The following is a 15,958-nucleotide window of genomic DNA, read 5'->3' as shown; positions in this document are numbered from 1 at the left end:
GCTCGACGCCCCTGGCACGCTGAGGGGGTGTTCGACCTCGACCTCCTCACCGCCGGCGACGTGCGGAACTGGGCGGAGTTCGACGTGTCCCTGCGGCGGACGTACTGGCCCGCCGGCACCCGCTGCACCCCGCGGCAAGCGCTGGTCGTCGCCGCCTGCTCGGCCGACGGCTACCTGCGGGAAGCCGCGGTCCGGCGGCTCGCGGTCAGCCCGGACCCCGAGGCGCTGCCGCTGCTGCTGATCCGCTGCGTCGACTGGGTGGCGCCGGTCCGCGAGGCGGCGCGCCGGGCCGCGGTGTCCAAACTGGACGAATCGTCGCTGGGCGCGATGCTCCCGCTCCTCGGCGTCTTGCGGCGCCGGCAGGTCGACGACTGGATGATCGCGCTGTTCCGCGAAAACCTGCCCGGGCTGCTCGACGTCGCGCTGGCGGTCGAAGACCGGGAGACCCGCCGCTGGGCCCACCGCGAGGCGCTCGATCTCCTCTCGCGCGAGCGGCTGCTCGACATCGCGACGCACGACGAGGACTTCGTCGTGCGCGCGATCACCGGCACCGCGCTGCTGGACCGCGGCGAGTGCGTCGAGGAACTCCTCGCGGCCGGGGCACCGAAGGTCCGGATGCGCGCCCTCACCCTGGCCGGCCGGGCCGAGGAGTACTTGACCGACCCGGCTTCGGCCGTGCGGTCGATGGCCCAGGCCTTGGTGCTCAAGGCGGGCGGCGACCCGGCCGCGCACTACCGCGCGATGCCCGTCTCGTTCGGCATGCTGGCCGGACTCGGTGAGACCGGCACAGCCGACGACGCCCGCCTGCTGGAAGACCAGCTGACCGACGACCGCCCCCGGATCCGGCGGGTGGCCGTGCGCGGCCTGCGCCGGATCGCGCCGGAATCGACCGCGGTGCTGCCACTGCTGACCGACCCCTCCCCCGCCGTGACCCGCGAGGTCGTGGCGTTCCTGCGCGGCAAGTTCGTCGACCCGGCGACGCTCCAAGACCTCCTCGCCACCGATCGGCCGCGCCACACCCGGCGCGCGGCCGCGGCCATCCTCCGCGCCCGCGACAGCTGGACGCGGCTGCGCACCGACCTCGTCCTGCTGGCGGACCCGGAGCTGGCCGCCGAGGCCCACCAGGACATCCACGCCTGGCACAACCACGTGACCGGCGTGTACACCCCACCGCCGGTCGGCTGGCGAGCGGAAATGGAGGTCCTCTGCGATCAGCTCGAACCGGCGCTGGCGCGGGAAATCCGCTTCGCGCTGGGCATCACGGGCTGACCTCGCCGGCGCGGCGCAGCCGCAGGGTGAACGTCGCGCCCGCGCCCGGGCGGCCCGCCGCCGCGATCGTGCCTCCGTGGCCCGTCACCACTTCGCGGACCAACGCCAGCCCCAAGCCGAACCGGCGGCCGTCGCCGTCGGATCCGCGGGCGAACCGCTCGAAGATCCGGTCCGCGTCGGCTGCCGGGAAGCCGACTCCCGTGTCGCGGACCCGCAGCTCCACGTGTCCCTCATCCGGCACCCCCAGCCACACCTCGATCGACCCGCCCGGCGGGGTGTGGCCCAATGCGTTGTCCAGCAACGCCGACAGCACGCGCCGCAACGCCGTCGGCACGCCCTGGACCACGTACGGCCGCCGCTCCTTCGACACCGCGAGCCGGACCTGGCCCTCCCCCGCGCGGACCGCCTCCGCCGCAACCGCTTCTTCCGCGAGCGATCCCAGTTCCACCAGCTCCAGCGATTGCCGGTCGCACGCCCGCGCGGACAGCAGCAGGTCCTCGACGACGTCGCCGAGCTCACGCGTGCCGCGCACCAGCTGGTCGAGGTCGGCCGCGTCGCGGCCGGACGCGCGCCGGGCCAGCAGCTGCGCCCGCGTGTGCAGGCGGGTCAGCGGGGCGCGCAGTTCGTGGGACGCGTCCGCGACGAACGTCCGCTGCCGGCGCAGCGCGTCGGCCAGCGGGCGGATCGCCCGGCACGCCAGCACCCGGCCGCACAGCACGGCGGCCAGCAGCGCGAGCACCTCGGCCACCACCAGCCCCGACACCAGCGACGAGCGGTCCTGGATCTGGTACAGCTCCTCGAAGAACGCCTGCGAGACGACGCCGCCGCGGTTCTCCACGCGGATCGTGTACGTCATGCCGCCGATCGAACGCCGTTCCGTGTGGACGTTCCCGGCCACGGGCACCGTCGCGTCCAGCGCCGCGATCGGCATCCCGGCCGGCGGCCGGGATGCGGGCGCGTGCAGGACCGGGGTGAACAGCCAGACGCAGCCGGGCGGGGTCTCGGCCGGGCCCAGCTCGACCGTCCTGGCCAGCGTGCGGTCGGCCTCGGCGTGCTGGCGGGACAGCAGGATCCCGTAGGCGATGCCGCCCGCGACGGCGACCAGCAACGACACGACGACGGCGATCTGCGCGGTGATCGCCCACCGCGCGCGCCGCAGGGCCCGCTCCTCGGGGTCGGCTCTCATACCGCGCCGATCTGGTAGCCGAGGCCGTGCACGGTCCGGACGACGTCGCGGCCGAGCTTGCGCCGCAGGTAGTAGACGTACGTGTCCACAATGGACTCCCCGGTCGAGTCGGCGAATACGTTCGTCCGCAGCGCCGCCCGCGGGTGGATCGCCTTCGGCCGCTGCGCCAGCGTCCGCAGCAGCTCGAACTCCCGCCCGGACAGCGTGATCCGTTCCCCGCGCGGGAGCACGACCTCGTGCCGCAGCAGGTCGAGCGCCGCCGCGCCCAGCGGCAGGCACTCCGCGCCTTCGAGGTCGCGGCGGCCGAGCGCGCGCAGGCGGGCCAGCAGCTCGTCGGCCTCGAACGGCTTGACGAGGTAGTCGTCGGCGCCGGCGTCGAGCCCGCCCACCCGGTCGGCCAGCTCGCCCAGCGCCGAGAGCACGAGCACGCGCGTGGTCACCGCCCGGGCCCGCAACCGCCGCAGCAGCTCCAGGCCGTCCAGCACCGGGAGCCGGCGGTCGATGATCATCACGTCGTAGTGCCCGGTGAGCCCGAGGTGCAGCCCCCGTTGCCCGTCGTGCGCCGCGTCGGTTTCGTAGCCTTCTTCCGCGAGCAGCTCGCTGAGCATGCCCGCCAGTTCCCGGTCGTCCTCGACCAGGAGCACCCGCGGTTTCGCAGCCCCATCGTGCACGCGTCCATACTGGCAGTTATTTTCCGAAATTGAACTGTCAACTTTTCCCGGTGACCGGAACCGGTTCGGCCATCAGGAGCACTTCGGTGCTCCCCTTGCGGGCATCGCGCCGGTCGAGCCAGCTGAGCACCGGCGCGGTCATGATCGTGGTGACCAGCGCGACGAGCACCAGCACCGTGAACAACGCCGGCGAGACGATCCCCGCCGCGAGCCCGACGTTGAGCGCGATCAGCTGCATCAGCCCGCGGGCGTTGACGAGCACGCCGACCCGGGTCGCGATCGCCGGCGGCTCCCCCGCCAGCCGGGCCGCGCCCCAGGAGGCACCGAGCTTGCCGACGATCGCGACCGCCACCGTCACCAGCGCGAACGCGAGCAGCTTCGGGTCGGCGAGCAAGGCGAACCGGGTGTTGAGGCCGGAGTAGGTGAAGAACAGCGGGACGAACACGATCGACCCGACCGGCATGATCTTCGCGAGCACGGCGTCGGAGTTCTTGCCGCGCGGGAACGCCACTCCGACGGTGAACGCGCCGAACACCGCGTACAGCCCGATCGTGTCGGTGAACCAGGCGGCGGCGAACAGCGTCATCGCGGTGATGAGCACGCGCTGGTCGACGCTCACCCGGTCGCTGCCCAGCACCCGGGTCAGCAGCCGGCGTCCGACGATGAACACCAGCAACGCGAACAGCAGCCCGCCGCCGAGGGCGAGCGCGATCGGCCCCAGCGACCCGGCGTGCATCCCCAGCACGACGGCCAGCAGCAGCCAGGCGAGGACGTCGTCGAGCGCGCCGCAGGCCAGGGCCAGCGAGCCGAACTTCGTCGAGCCGATCCCGCGTTCGGTGATGATCCGGACCATCATCGGGAACGCCGTGATCGCCACCGCGACCCCGACGAACGCCGCCGACGTCACCAGCGAGACGCCCTCCTTGCCGATGCCGACCCAGGACGTGCCCAGGACCGCGACCCCGACCCCGAGCGCCAGGGGCACCAGCGTCCCGGCCGACGAGATCGCCGCGACCGACTTCCGCGACTTCCGGATGCTGTTCAGGTTGAACTCGTAGCCGGCCCCGAACATGTAGATGACCAGGCCGATCTGACCGCCGACGTAGAGCAGCGAGCGGATCGCGTCGGGGAACAACGCCGCCTGGACGTCCGGCAGCAGCAGCCCGAACAACGAGGGCCCGAGCAGCACGCCGGCGACCATCTCGCCGACCACCGGTGGCTGGCCGAGCTTGACCGCGATCGCGCAGACCACGCGGACGACCACCAGGATGACCACGACGGCGAGGAAGAACACCGGTGCCGCTTCGGACGGGCTCATCGATTACCTCCGGCGAAGTAAGTGGTGCAGAGGGCTTGGCGACGGGCGTCGAGGACCATGTAGGTGCCGAACACGAGCTGGGCGAAGCTGCGCCAGACGTCTTCCCAGCGGTCGCGCACCGCGAGCCACACCAGTGGCGCTCGCCGGGTGCGCGCGCCGCGCGGGGTGAGCAGCGCCGGGCCGCGGTTCGGGATCGAGCGCGTGTGGCCTGCCGTCGAGGCGAGGCTGAACCGGCGCAGCACCTCGCGCGTCACGACGCGCATGGTCGGCGGGGCCAGTCCGCGGGCCGGGCAGGCGCGGTTCTGCGCGACGCCGAACGGGACGAACGCGTCCTTTTCGGACTGTGCGGCGTAGCCCGGGTAGCTGAAGCACAGCACCGTCCCCGCCGGGATCGTCAGGTGCTCCAGTTCGATGTCCGCGGTGGAGATCCGGTGCGCGATGCCGAACAGCGGGTACTCGCGCAGGCCGTCGTCGATGACGCGGTCCAGGTAGGCGTCGTCGTCCGGGTTTCCGGCGAGCCGGCGCTGGACCTCCGGGCGCTGGGCGATGATCATCAGCAGGTGGGCCATCGCCTCGGACATCTGGACGACGGCGGTGTTGAAGAACGTCCCCTGCAGGTAGTAGGCCCGCTCCTCCGGGGTCAGGGACTCCGGCAGCGGGTGCGGGACGTCGGCGAGGCGCCGCCGCAGGTACTTCGTCAGCTTGGCGCGGCGGCGCATGTTGCGCGGCCGCACGCACTTCAGGGCCGAGACGACGTCGTCGGCGTGCCCGACGATGAGGTCCCGCGCTTCGGGCGGGCACGGCTCCTCGAACACCAGCTCGTAGTACAGCTCGGCCCAGATCGGCATCATCGCGTCGCGGAACCGGACGAGCCCGGGCCGGACGTCCTCGAGGACGTGCGCCGCCACCCGGCGGGCCAGCTCCTCGGAGTCCTTTTTGGACCGGACGAGGATGTGCCGCGTGCACTTGGCGACCTCGTCGTAGCGCGGCCCGGCTTCGAGGTGCTCCTGGTGCACCTGGGGGCCGGGCGCGAGCCAGTACCAGAACAGGTCGGACAGCGCGGCGCCGCGGCTGCGGCCGTTCGCCGCCGGGTCGGCGTAGACGCGCTTGAAGTCCGCGGCGCCGACCTGCTCGCCCGGGATCGTCACCGTGTCCTGGCCGTTGACCAGCGCGAAGATCTTCATCCGCAGGGCGACGACCCGGGCGGGCAGCCACGCGGGCGCGGTCAGCGCGGCCACCATGGCGGCCGCTACTGCTTTCATGGACACAGTTTTCCCGATCATCGCCGCACCTGGTCCGGGGTGAGATCGGCCGGGTGCCGGCCGCCGCACATCGCGAGGGCCTGGTCGAAGTCGTCGCGCAGCAGGTCCAGGACCTGCGTGACGCCTTCGCGGCCGCCCGCGGCCAGCCCCCACACGACCGGCCGGCCGACGCCGACCGCGTCCGCGCCGAGGGCCAGGGCCTTGACGACGTCGGTGCCGCGGCGGATCCCGCCGTCGAGCAGCACCGGGATCGCCCCGCCGACCGCCGCCGCGATCTCCGGCAGGACGTCGATGGTCGCGGGCACGGTGTCGAGCTGGCGCCCGCCGTGGTTGGACACGACGATCCCGGCGACGCCGTGGTGCACCGCCAGCCGCGCGTCCTCGGCGTGCAGCACGCCCTTGATCAGCACCGGCAGCTTCGTCTTGCCCCGCAGCCACGCGATGTGGTCCCAGTTCAGCCCGGCCGACATGACGATCTCGCGGACATGGCTGGTGTTGCCACCGCTGCGGTTTTCCCCGATGTTGCGGAGGTTTTCCACGACCAGCCCCGGCGGCAGGTCGTGGAAGTCGTTGCGGTCGTCGCGCTCGCGGCGGCCGAGCACCGGCGAGTCGACGGTCACCACGAACGCCTTGACCCCGGCGTTCTCGGCGCGGCGCACGATCGCCTCGGTGAACTCCAGGTCCGGCTGCAGGTAGAGCTGGAACCACAGGCCCGGGTCCGGCGTCACTTCGCGGGCCGCCGCGGCGATGTCCTCGATCGCCGTGGTGGCGGCCATGCTCACGATCATGATCGTGCCCGCGCGGGCTGCCGCCCGGGCCGTGGCCAGTTCGCCGTCGGCGTGCGCGAGCCGGTGGAACGCCGTGGGCGCGACGAGGATCGGCATCGACGACGGCGTCCCGAGCAGGTCGATACTGAGGTCGCGCTTGTCGCTGCCGCGCAGGACGCGGGGCAGCAGCCGCAGCTTCCGATAAGCCGATTCGTTCTCCGCCACGGTGATCTCGTCCTGCGCGCCGCCCGCGAAGTAGTCGTAGTGCACCGGGTCGAGGCGCTGCCGGGCCGCCGCCTCGAACTCCGCGATCGTGCGCATCAGAGCTCCCGCGTGAAGAACGCGGTCAGCGGCTCGACGTGCACCTCTTTGTCCCACTCGTTTTCGAGGTTCTCGGTGACGTGGTGGGTCGCGACGAGCTCGCCGCGGCGGTAGTGCCGGACGATCGGGTGCAGGTAGTGGCCCTCGCCGTGGTCGTTCGCCTTGTCCTGGGCGGCGCGCGCGACGAAGTCGAACGGGTCGATCTTGTCGTGGTCGGGGCCGTAGTCGAGGGTGACGACGTAGGCATCGTCCGGCGGATTCGCGAGCACCCGGTCGACCGGCACCTCTTCGAGGTAGCGGGCGGTGTCGCCGTCGACGACGAGGACGTCGCCCAGGAAGCCGAACTGCTGGTACAGCGCGGAAGTCCGGTTGATCCGGGTGATCACGGCGTCGGTCAGCGCGTCCGGTTTGGCGGGCAGCTCGGTGCTCGGCCACGGCGTGTCGTGGTGGCGCTCGTTCAGGACCTTGGCCAGCGCGCGGACGCCGTAGCGGAAGCCGTGGATGAACGCGCTGGTGGCCTTCTTGAAGTCGCGGACCTGCGTGATCGTGCCGGCGAAGTAGAGGCCGGGCACGTTGACCGACTCCCAGTCCGGCGTCTGCGCGGGGAAGCGGTCGTTGATGGTGAGCTGCGGGCGGCAGTCCTCGTCGAACAGCGACGCGTCGAAGCGGAAGCCGGTGCAGCCGATCACGCGGTCGTAGCGGATCTCCTTGATGACCTCGTCGGCGCGGGCGAAGGCGAACTTGACGTGGTAGCCGTCGGCGTCCTTGCGGATCTCGCGGACGTCGCCGTCGAGGATCGCGTGCTGGAGCTTCAGCTGGTACATGTCGAGGATGCCGGCGTTGTAGGCGCGCAGGTGGCCGACGAAGTGCGTACGCCAGGCGAGCTTCACCGGCCGCGGGCCGCCGACGTGCACGACCGCGGCGGTCTCGATGAGGTTGTCCGCGGTCTCGAACGCCGAGTTCCCCTTGCCCAGCACGAGAACGCGCTGGTCGGTGAAGCTCTTCGGGTCGACGTCGACGTCCACGTACTGGTCGATCAGCTCGACGCCGGGGAACTGCGGGATGTACGGCTTGGTGACGCCGGAGGCCATGACCAGCCTGCGCGCTCGGAATTCTTCGTCACCGGCGGTGAGGATGAAGACAGCGCTTTCCGGGTCGCGGCGGATGCGCGTCACCCGGGTGTCGTAGCGGACGTTGACTTCGTGCTTCGCCGCGTAATCGGCGACGTAGCGGAGGAAGTCCGGTGCGTCCGGGAAGAGTTTCTCGCTGTAGTCGGTGAAGACGAGCTGGTCGTCGTCGCCGTCGGCCAGGATCGAGTTCCAGTCCATCCGCATGCGCAGCTCCGGGTCGGCGTACCCGGTGTGCTTCTTGTTGATGGAGATGAGGGTCCGGTGCCGGGGGAAGGTCTCGAAGAAGTGGCCGGGCGCGGACCCGCCCTCCAGCACGAGGTACCGGTGCCCGGCGTGGCCGAGGTGCTGCCCCAGCTGCAACCCCGCGGGCCCCGCCCCGACGACCAGATAATCGAGCACTTCCTCCACCACGACCTCCTGAGGCTCGGCACCGACCTTGATCGGCGCCGAGCCTGCTCCGGAGATCTCAGAAAAGGCTCAGAGCCGCACTTTCACGTGAAAGTGCGGGCCCCTGGTGCGCACGTTCACGTTGAAGTGGGCGTTACTTGGCGGCCGCGCGGGCCAGCCGTTCGGGGGAGCGCTCCCCCGAACGGCTGGCCCGCGCGGCCGGCACGTAACGCGCACTTTCACGTGAACGTGCGCACCAGGGGCCCGCACTCTCACGTGAAAGTGCGGGCCCCTGGTGCGCACTTTCACGTGAAAGTGCGCTTTACTTGCCGGCCGCGCGGGCCAGCCGTTCGGGGTAGCGCTCCCCCGCGATCGCGTCCGCGGGAGCCGCCGCTTCGATGGCCGCCAGGTCGTCCGACGTGAGTTCGAGGGAAGCCGCCGCGACGTTCTCCTCCAGGTACTTGCGGCGCTTGGTCCCCGGGATCGGCACGACGTCCTCGCCGTGGGACTGCACCCACGCGAGCGCCAGCTGCCCCGCCGTCACGCCCTTCTCCTCCGCCAGCTTGCGCAGCGCGTCGACGATCGCCATGTTGCGCGCGAAGTTGTCCTCGGCGAACCGGGGCAGGCCGCGGCGCATGTCGTCCTCGGGCAGGTCCGCGACCGACTTCACCGCGCCCGTCAGGAACCCGCGGCCCAGCGGCGAGAACGGCACGACGCCGATGCCGAGCTCCCGGCACGTGTCCAGGATTTCGCCCTCGATGCCCCGCGTCCACAGCGACCACTCGCTCTGCAGCGCCGTCACCGGGTGCACGGCGTGCGCGGCGCGGATCGTGGCCGCGCTCGCCTCGGAAATCCCGGCGTACCGGATCTTCCCGGCTTCCACCAGCTCGCCCAGCGCGCCCCAGGTCTCCTCGATCGGCGTGGCCGGGTCGACGCGGTGCTGGTAGTACAGGTCGATGTGGTCGACGCCGAGCCGGCGCAGCGACTCGTCACAGCACTGCTTCACGTAGGCGGCGTCCCCGCGGGCGCCCATCGCGCCGTCGGTCCACACGATGCCGAACTTCGTCGCGAGCACGACCTCGTCGCGGCGGCCGGCGATCGCGCGGCCGACCAGCTCCTCGTTGACGCCGTTGCCGTAGACGTTCGCGGTGTCGAGCAGCGTGACGCCGAGGTCGAGAGCCCGGTGGATCGTCGCGACCGACTCGTCGTCGTTGTCGCGGACGCCGTAGGCCTGGCTCATCCCCATGCAGCCGAGCCCCTGGGCGCCGACCTCCAGACCGCCGAGCTTCCTGGTCTTCACGCGGAAATCTCCTCCCTGCCGGGTTCCACGCCGAGCACGTTGCGCTCGACCTGGGCGTAGTTGTCGATCTTGTAGTCGAGGATGTCGAGGCACCCCTGCAGCTCGGCGATCCGCTCGGCGACCGACCGGCGCTGCTCCACCAGCAGGGCCTTGCGGCGGCCCGCGCTGGCCACGCCGTGGCGGCGCAGCGACGCGTACTCGCGCATGCTCTTGATGGGCATCCCGGTGGTGCGCAGCTTGGTCAGGAACCCCAGCCAGTTGAGGTCCTCGTCGGAGTACGCCCGCCGGCCCGCGGCGTCCCGGGCGGGCGGGTCGAGCAGTTTGATGCGCTCGTAGTACCGGAGGGTGTCGATGGACAGTCCGCTACGTCGAGCGGCTTCCGCTATCGAGTAGCTCATGAGCCGACACTACGACCTGGAGTGCACTCCAGGTCAACTCTTCACCCTAGCCAAAAATAACACTGTTGCACTACGCTCTGTGGATGGCCCGGCCACGCACGCATGACGAAGCCCTCCGGTTGAAGCTCCTCGACCGCGCCGGCGAGCTCATCGCCGCCGACGGGCCGAAGGCGCTTTCCCTGCGGAAGCTGGCCGCCGACGCCGGGACGTCGACCACCGCCGTGTACTCCCTCTTCGGCAGCAAACCCGACCTGGTGAACGCGCTCTACACCGAAGGCTTCCGCCGCTTCGGCGCCCGCATGGCCGGCACCGCGCTGACCGGCGACCCGGTCGAGGACCTCGTCGCGCTCGGCAGCGCCTACCGCGCCAGCGCGCTGGCCGACCCGAACCTCTACGGGATCATGTTCACCAGGTCGGTACCCGGGTTCGAGCCCAACGAAGACGCCGAAAAACTCGCCCGCAAGACCCTGGAGCCCCTGGAAGCGATCATCCGCCGCGCCATCGCCGACGGCATCTTCCTCGACGTCCCGACGGAAACCATCGCGGTCGGCTGCTGGGCCGTCGTGCACGGCCTCGTCTCCCTCGAGCTGACCGGCAACCTGCCGGAGGAGTTCGACGTCACGGGCTCGTACGAGGCGGCTCTGCGCGCGAACGCCTCCGGCTGGCTGCGGCCTCACATCAGCCGCAACGGCCCGTCGTAGACGACCTTGCCCTGCGCGTCGCGGGCCTGGACGTGGGCTGTCGCCTCCGGTGCGAGGTCGATGTTCTCCGGGACCCACGCGGCGACCATCCCGTCGACGACGTCGGCCTCGACGCTCGTCCCGATGCCGAAGTCGATCGTCGCCTTCGTCGCCGTCAGCGGCAGCGCCGCGACGAACGGGTGCCGCGACTGTCCCCGCGGGGCGCCGGACTCGACCGCGCCCAGGGTGTCCACGGTCAGGGTGCGCGCCGGCTTCGTCCGCGGCCCGGTGAAGTCGGGGTACGCACGGGATTTCGTCTTCCCCGGCCGCTGGTAGTCGGGCTGGGTCTCGCACACCACGACCCGGTCGCCCCGGCGGCCCATGACCACGTGGAAGTCCCCGGTTTCGAGCAGCGGCCCCGGCGCGTACGCGGCCGCGTCCGGGACCACCTCCTCCGAGGTGTTCAGGCACTCGTCCAGCGCCCGGCCCGCGGGGGACGTCCGCTCGGCGGTGACCGGCCGGTCGACCGCCATGACCAGCCACGGCGGCGGCTGGGGCAGCACGGACGCGCCGGGTGCCGACGGGTTTTCGACGGTGAGCGTCGTCGTCCACAAGGCGGTCCGGGTCATCGCGACGAACTGCCCGCTGACCGGGGACGGGCGGATCGACTGCGACATGCTGTCCCCGCCCTCGGTCCGCGACCCGAGGAACGCGGGCGCCGGCCCGGAGTCCACGATCCCGGCGACGGTGCCGGTCGGGCTGTGCAGCAGCAGCCCCGTGCGCGTGCCCGGCGCGTACGCGGGCGTGGCCGCCGGATCCGACAACGTCACGGTCGTCTCGGTGGTCTCGCAGAACATCGGCTTGCCCGCCGCGGTCGCGGCGACCACCGCGTCCGCCTCCAGCACCTCCGTGAACAGGGGAACCCACTCGCCGCGCGGCGGCACGCGGTCCGTCTTGCCCGCCGCTTGGACGGCCGCCCAGCAGCGGTCCAGCGCGGCCGTCGCCACCTTCGGGTCGAGGGTGAGCCGGTTGCCCGGGTCCGGTGGCGGGCCGGCGACCGGCTGCTGCCGGAACGTCTGCGTCGCGACGACCGCGCCCGCGGCCAGGACGAGCACCGCGGCCGCCGCGGCATACCAGACGTGCTTGGCCCGCCGCGGTTTCCCGATCCCGGCGCGGACTTCGGCGCGCAGCCGGTCGCGGACGTCGTCCGGCAGGGCGCGTCGCGGCGGGAGACCGAGGTCGTCGCTCATTTCTCCTCCAGCAGCGTGCGCAGGCGGGCGCGGGCCCGGGACAGGTGGGCGCGGACGGTGACCTCGGCGACGGCCAGCGCCGCGGCCGCGTCGGCGACGCTCAGGTCGCCGAGCAGGCACAGCTCGACGACCGCCCGCTGCGCCTTCGGCAGCGTCCGCACGGCGTCGACGATCTCGCGCAGCCGCTGCTCGCCGTCGAGCCGCTCGGCCACCGCGTCGGCGTGGTCGGACACCACCGGCGGGTCCGGGAGCTTCCGGAGCAGCCGCAGCCGCCGGCCGGCGCCGCGGTGCTCGTCGCGGGCGGCGTTGCCGGCCACCGTGTAGAGCCACGGCAGGGCGCTGTCGCGCACCAGCGTCACGTCGGCGCGGCGGCGCCACGCGGTCAGGAACGTCGTGGACGTCAGGTCTTCGGCGCCCGACCACGAGCCGGTCAGCCGGTAGGCGTGGTTCCAGACGGCCTCGACGTGCCGTTCGAAGAGCTCGCTGAAGGCCGCCTCGTCGCCTACGGCCGCCCGGTCCCACAGCGCCCGATCCCCCTGGGCCCGATCACCCACCGGCGCCCCCGTCGCATGGCTGGTCACACCCTTCAGTGGCCGGCAGCCGCCGGGATGTTGCGCGCAACTCCCGCGAACCGGACGGCCACTTCCGGTCGTGATCATCGAACAGGTCCGGACGACGGACAAGCATCGCCTGCGGCTGCCCGCTGCCGTCGCGTGCGTGTCGGCCGCGGTGTTCCTCCTGGCCCGCCCGCACCTCGTCGACGACACGTTCATCACGCTCGCCTACGCGCGCAACCTCGCGTTCCACGGCCACTGGGGGCTGCTCGCCGACGCGACGTCGAACTCCGCGACGTCCCCGGCGAACGTCCTGGCCTTGGCGGTGGTGACGTTCGTGGTCCGGGACGCCGTCTTCGCGGCCGGAGTGGTGTACGTGCTGAGCCAGGTCGCGCTCGTCCTGGCCCTGCGGCGGCTCGGCACGGCGTTGCCGCGCTGGTTCCCCGCGCTCACGTTCGCGGCGCTGACCGCGAACCCGCTGCTGCTGTCGTCGATCGGACTGGAGGTCGCGCTGGGTTCGGCGGTGCTCGGGTGGGTGACGGTGTTCGCCGTCGAACGGCGGCCCCTCGCCTTCGGGCTCACCGCGGGCGCGCTCGCGCTCGTCCGCCTCGACCTGCTGATCTTCGCCGTCGTCTTGGGCCTCTCGGTGCGGTCCGGGCGGGCGGTGGTCGGCGCCGCCTTGGTAGCGCTGCCGTGGTTCGTGTTCAGCTGGGTCGTGCTGGGTGCGGCGGTGCCCGACACGGTCGTGATCAAGACGCTGCAGGGCGCGCAACGGGCGTGGGGCGACTGGACCTTCGCCAACGGCCCGCTCTTCTACGCCCGGACCGCTTGGTGGCCGGCTGTGCTGTCGTTCCTGCCGCTCGCGTCGCTGCCCCTCGCGTTCCGGCTGCGGCCGGTCAACTCGCTGGCCTTGGGCGGCGCGCTCTACTACGGCGCATATGTGCTGCTGAACGTTCCGCCTTACCACTGGTACTACGGGCCGGTGATCACCGCGGCGACGGTGTGCGCCTGCGCGTGGGCGGCTTCTCACCGCGTCGCGACCGGAGCCGTCCTCGCGGTGGTGGCCGCTTCCGTGGCCGGGTACGCGGGCTCGTCACGAGAGTTCGCGCCGCTGACGTCGAACTACGCCTCGACCGCTCGTTACGAGGAGATCGGCCGCGATCTGCGTGCTCTGGCCGGTGGCCGGGTGGTCGGCAGCGCCGGCGAGATCGGCGTCCTGGCGTACACCTGCGAGTGCGCGATCGTCGACGTCTTCGCCGACCGCGGCCTGCTCCCCGCGGCCATCGACGCCCGTGGAGCGGGGAACCGCTGGATCCGCGCGGCCCTGCGCGTCGACTACGCGTTCTTCGACTTCGACGTCCGGCCGCGGCGTCCCGACCTCGTCCTGCGCCGGCTGCCGAAGCCACCGCCGGACGCGCTCGCCCACTGGACGCTCGACGCGCCGACGCTCGGGAAGCAGGACCTCTACCTGGTACCGAACTGAGCGTCCGCGAGATCGAGTTCCGCGTGTTCGCCGCCGTCGAAGTCGGCTCCCTCTTCGAAGACCGTGCGCGAGAACTCGAACCGGCCTCCGGAGCGAACCCGGGTGAACCTGACGTTGCTGCTGAAGTGCGCCCGGGAGAAGAAAGCGCCTTCCTCGAAGACCGACCGGTCGAAGTTCACGATGTCGAGGAACTCCGTGCCGTAGAACCCCACCTGGCCGGTGAAGCGCGTGCCGCGGATGTGGAGCTGCCCGACGAACCGGGCGCGGCTGAAGTCGGCGGCGGCGAGGGTGCAGCCGCTCAGCCGGAAGTCGACGAGAGTGGCGCGCTGCAGGTCGATCGACATCTCCGGCCAGTAGCCCGCCGCGTCGTGGCTCAGGTGCGTCTTGAGCAGCTCCTGCGCGGCCAGCCGGACGAGGAGTTCGCCCTCCTCGGGGTCTTCGGACCGGTCGCGGGCCGCAGTGCCCTTGAACCCCGTGGGCGGGGCCTTGACCGGCATCCGCAGGTAGGCGCAGAGCACGTTCACGATCGTCTGGCGCTGCTTCGGGTTGTCCTGCCCGAGCCGCTCCAGCGCGTAGAGCCCGCCGAGCCGGACCGGCGCCTTGTCGCTGCCGAGCTGCTCGACGGCCTTCGTGTACAGCTCCGTGACCCGCCGCTCCTCGAGGTCGCGTTCGGTCACGCCCGCGACGCGGGTCGTCTCGGCGAGCTGCAGCTCCATCGTGCGCTGGCGGCGGGTCGCCAGCCACAGCGCGAAGACCCCGCCCGCGCCGGCGCCGATGCCGAACGCCGTCTTGACGGCGTCGATGCGCACCGAAGCGTCCGGCGCGGCGGACCAGCCCAGCAGCAGCCAGAGCAGCCCGGCCGTGACGAGCGCGACGGCCCCGCCGGCCACGGCGACCCACCGCCACTTGAGGACCGGCAAGGCTCAGACGGCGCCGTACTGGCGGTCACCGGCGTCGCCGAGGCCCGGGACGATGAAGCCCGAGTCGTTGAGGCGCTCGTCGATGCTCGCGGTGACGACGCGGACCGGCAGGCCGGTCTTTTCCAGGTGCGCCAGGCCTTCCGGCGCGGCGAGCGCGCAGATGGCCGTGACGTCGTCGGCGCCGCGGTCGGTGAGCAGCCGGATCGTGTACTCCATCGAGCCGCCGGTGGCGAGCATCGGGTCGAGCACCATCACCGGCCGGTCGGCGAGCGACTCCGGCAGCGATTCGAGGTACGGCGTCGGCTTCAGCGTCTCCTCGTCGCGCGCGAGGCCGACGAAGCCCATCTGCGCGTCCGGGATCAGCTTGTGCGCCTGGTCGGCCATGCCCAGCCCGGCGCGCAGCACCGGGACGAGCAGCGGCGGCTTGGCCAGCGTGTAGCCCTCGGTGCGCGCGACCGGCGTGTGGATCCGCTCGGTCTTGACCGGCACGTCGCGCGTGGCTTCGTAGACCAGCATGACGGTCAGCTCGTGCAGCGCGGCCCGGAACGCGGCACTGTCGGTGCGCGCGTCGCGCATCGTGGAGAGCCGGGCCTTCGCCAGTGGGTGATCGACGACGTGCACATCCATGCGGGTCAATCTAGCCGTTTCGCGAAGCTCTTCACCCAGCCGCGCTGCCAAGGAGTTTCGACGGCGCGTTCGTGGTAGTGCTCTCTGGTCCAGGCGACGGCCTGGTCCGCGGGAACGCCGGAGAGGATCGCGAGGCAGGCCATGACCGTGCCGGTCCGGCCGGCGCCGCCGTAGCAGGCGACTTCGACGGTCTCGGTCTTGGCTCGTTCGTGGAGGGCCTTGATTTTTTCGCGGGCGTCTCGGGGGTCCACCGGCAGCAGGAAGTCGGGCCAGGTCACCCACTCGTGCGGCCAGCTGATGCCCCCGCCGTGCTTGCGCCGCAGCCGGCTCGTCCCCAGGTAGAGCCCGAAATCCGGCTCGGGCTCGGCGGGTCGCGGGCGGGCGAGGCCGCGCCCTCGGATACGGGTGCCGTCCGGAAACTCGACCATAGGGGTC

16 protein-coding genes are annotated in these 15,958 nt (G+C 72.0%); 3 read left to right on the top strand and 13 right to left on the bottom strand.

Features of this window, described 5'->3' with window-relative positions; translation table 11 throughout:
- Nucleotides 1-27: 27 nt before the first annotated feature.
- Nucleotides 28-1,269 (top strand): HEAT repeat domain-containing protein, encoded by a 1,242-nt coding sequence (locus ABFJ78_RS29680; protein ID WP_436389864.1) that lies wholly within the window; start codon nt 28-30, stop codon nt 1,267-1,269.
- On the opposite strand, the gene ABFJ78_RS29675 is transcribed toward ABFJ78_RS29680, so the two are convergent.
- From ABFJ78_RS29675 to ABFJ78_RS29640, 8 genes are all read right to left on the bottom strand, one after another.
- Nucleotides 1,259-2,455 carry a sensor histidine kinase gene (locus ABFJ78_RS29675; protein ID WP_436389863.1) on the bottom strand — a complete coding sequence of 399 codons (1,197 nt, stop codon included), beginning with the start codon at nt 2,453-2,455 and terminating at the stop codon, nt 1,259-1,261. The two genes, ABFJ78_RS29680 and ABFJ78_RS29675, sit on opposite strands and share 11 nt — an antisense overlap.
- Entirely contained in the window at nt 2,452-3,099 is a 648-nt protein-coding gene (locus ABFJ78_RS29670) for a response regulator transcription factor (RefSeq protein ID WP_436390157.1), read from the bottom strand. The genes ABFJ78_RS29675 and ABFJ78_RS29670 overlap by 4 nt, the downstream gene beginning before the upstream one ends.
- A 64-nt stretch (nt 3,100-3,163) precedes the next feature.
- Nucleotides 3,164-4,444 (bottom strand): cation:proton antiporter, encoded by a 1,281-nt coding sequence (locus tag ABFJ78_RS29665; protein WP_436389862.1) that lies wholly within the window; start codon nt 4,442-4,444, stop codon nt 3,164-3,166.
- Entirely contained in the window at nt 4,441-5,706 is a 1,266-nt protein-coding gene (locus ABFJ78_RS29660) for a cytochrome P450 (RefSeq protein ID WP_436389861.1), read from the bottom strand. The genes ABFJ78_RS29665 and ABFJ78_RS29660 overlap by 4 nt, the downstream gene beginning before the upstream one ends.
- Before the next feature lie 17 nt (nt 5,707-5,723).
- The gene (locus ABFJ78_RS29655) at nt 5,724-6,794 is read right to left on the bottom strand and encodes an alpha-hydroxy acid oxidase (protein ID WP_436389860.1); all 1,071 of its coding nucleotides are present in this window, start codon (nt 6,792-6,794) and stop codon (nt 5,724-5,726) included.
- Entirely contained in the window at nt 6,794-8,335 is a 1,542-nt protein-coding gene (locus tag ABFJ78_RS29650) for an NAD(P)-binding domain-containing protein (protein WP_436389859.1), read from the bottom strand. Before ABFJ78_RS29650 ends, ABFJ78_RS29655 begins: the two co-directional genes overlap by 1 nt.
- A 298-nt stretch (nt 8,336-8,633) precedes the next feature.
- Nucleotides 8,634-9,557, bottom strand: coding sequence for an aldo/keto reductase (locus tag ABFJ78_RS29645; RefSeq protein ID WP_436390156.1), 924 nt, complete (start codon nt 9,555-9,557; stop codon nt 8,634-8,636).
- A gap of 50 nt (nt 9,558-9,607) precedes the next feature.
- The gene (locus ABFJ78_RS29640; RefSeq protein WP_436389858.1) at nt 9,608-10,009 is read right to left on the bottom strand and encodes a MerR family transcriptional regulator; all 402 of its coding nucleotides are present in this window, start codon (nt 10,007-10,009) and stop codon (nt 9,608-9,610) included.
- An 83-nt stretch (nt 10,010-10,092) separates the two neighbouring features.
- Between ABFJ78_RS29640 and ABFJ78_RS29635 the strand changes: the two genes are divergently transcribed.
- Nucleotides 10,093-10,710, top strand: a complete 618-nt coding sequence (locus ABFJ78_RS29635) for a TetR/AcrR family transcriptional regulator (protein ID WP_436389857.1) — start codon at nt 10,093-10,095, stop codon at nt 10,708-10,710.
- Here the strand turns inward: ABFJ78_RS29635 and ABFJ78_RS29630 are convergent.
- Entirely contained in the window at nt 10,683-11,939 is a 1,257-nt protein-coding gene (locus ABFJ78_RS29630) for a hypothetical protein (RefSeq protein WP_436389856.1), read from the bottom strand. The genes ABFJ78_RS29635 and ABFJ78_RS29630 overlap by 28 nt on opposite strands.
- Nucleotides 11,936-12,520, bottom strand: coding sequence for an RNA polymerase sigma factor (locus tag ABFJ78_RS29625; protein ID WP_436389855.1), 585 nt, complete (start codon nt 12,518-12,520; stop codon nt 11,936-11,938). Before ABFJ78_RS29625 ends, ABFJ78_RS29630 begins: the two co-directional genes overlap by 4 nt.
- A 70-nt stretch (nt 12,521-12,590) precedes the next feature.
- Here ABFJ78_RS29625 and ABFJ78_RS29620 point away from each other — a divergent pair, with 70 nt between their 5' ends.
- On the top strand, nt 12,591-13,976 hold the full coding sequence (locus tag ABFJ78_RS29620) for a hypothetical protein (protein ID WP_436389854.1): 1,386 nt from the start codon (nt 12,591-12,593) through the stop codon (nt 13,974-13,976).
- On the opposite strand, the gene ABFJ78_RS29615 is transcribed toward ABFJ78_RS29620, so the two are convergent.
- The 3 genes from ABFJ78_RS29615 to ABFJ78_RS29605 are packed head-to-tail and all read right to left on the bottom strand — an operon-like array spanning nt 13,958 to nt 15,951.
- Nucleotides 13,958-14,896, bottom strand: coding sequence for a pentapeptide repeat-containing protein (locus tag ABFJ78_RS29615; protein WP_436389853.1), 939 nt, complete (start codon nt 14,894-14,896; stop codon nt 13,958-13,960). The two genes, ABFJ78_RS29620 and ABFJ78_RS29615, sit on opposite strands and share 19 nt — an antisense overlap.
- A gap of 3 nt (nt 14,897-14,899) precedes the next feature.
- Nucleotides 14,900-15,523, bottom strand: coding sequence for a uracil phosphoribosyltransferase (gene upp / locus ABFJ78_RS29610; RefSeq protein ID WP_285455977.1), 624 nt, complete (start codon nt 15,521-15,523; stop codon nt 14,900-14,902).
- Nucleotides 15,524-15,528: 5 nt separating this feature from the next.
- Entirely contained in the window at nt 15,529-15,951 is a 423-nt protein-coding gene (locus ABFJ78_RS29605) for a protein-tyrosine phosphatase family protein (protein ID WP_436389852.1), read from the bottom strand.
- Between the last annotated feature and the right edge of the window lie 7 nt (nt 15,952-15,958).

Origin of the sequence: Amycolatopsis sp. MEPSY49, from assembly GCF_051337345.1 — a bacterium.
GTDB lineage: Bacteria > Actinomycetota > Actinomycetes > Mycobacteriales > Pseudonocardiaceae > Amycolatopsis.
This window is presented reverse-complemented; position numbering and strand designations above follow the sequence as displayed.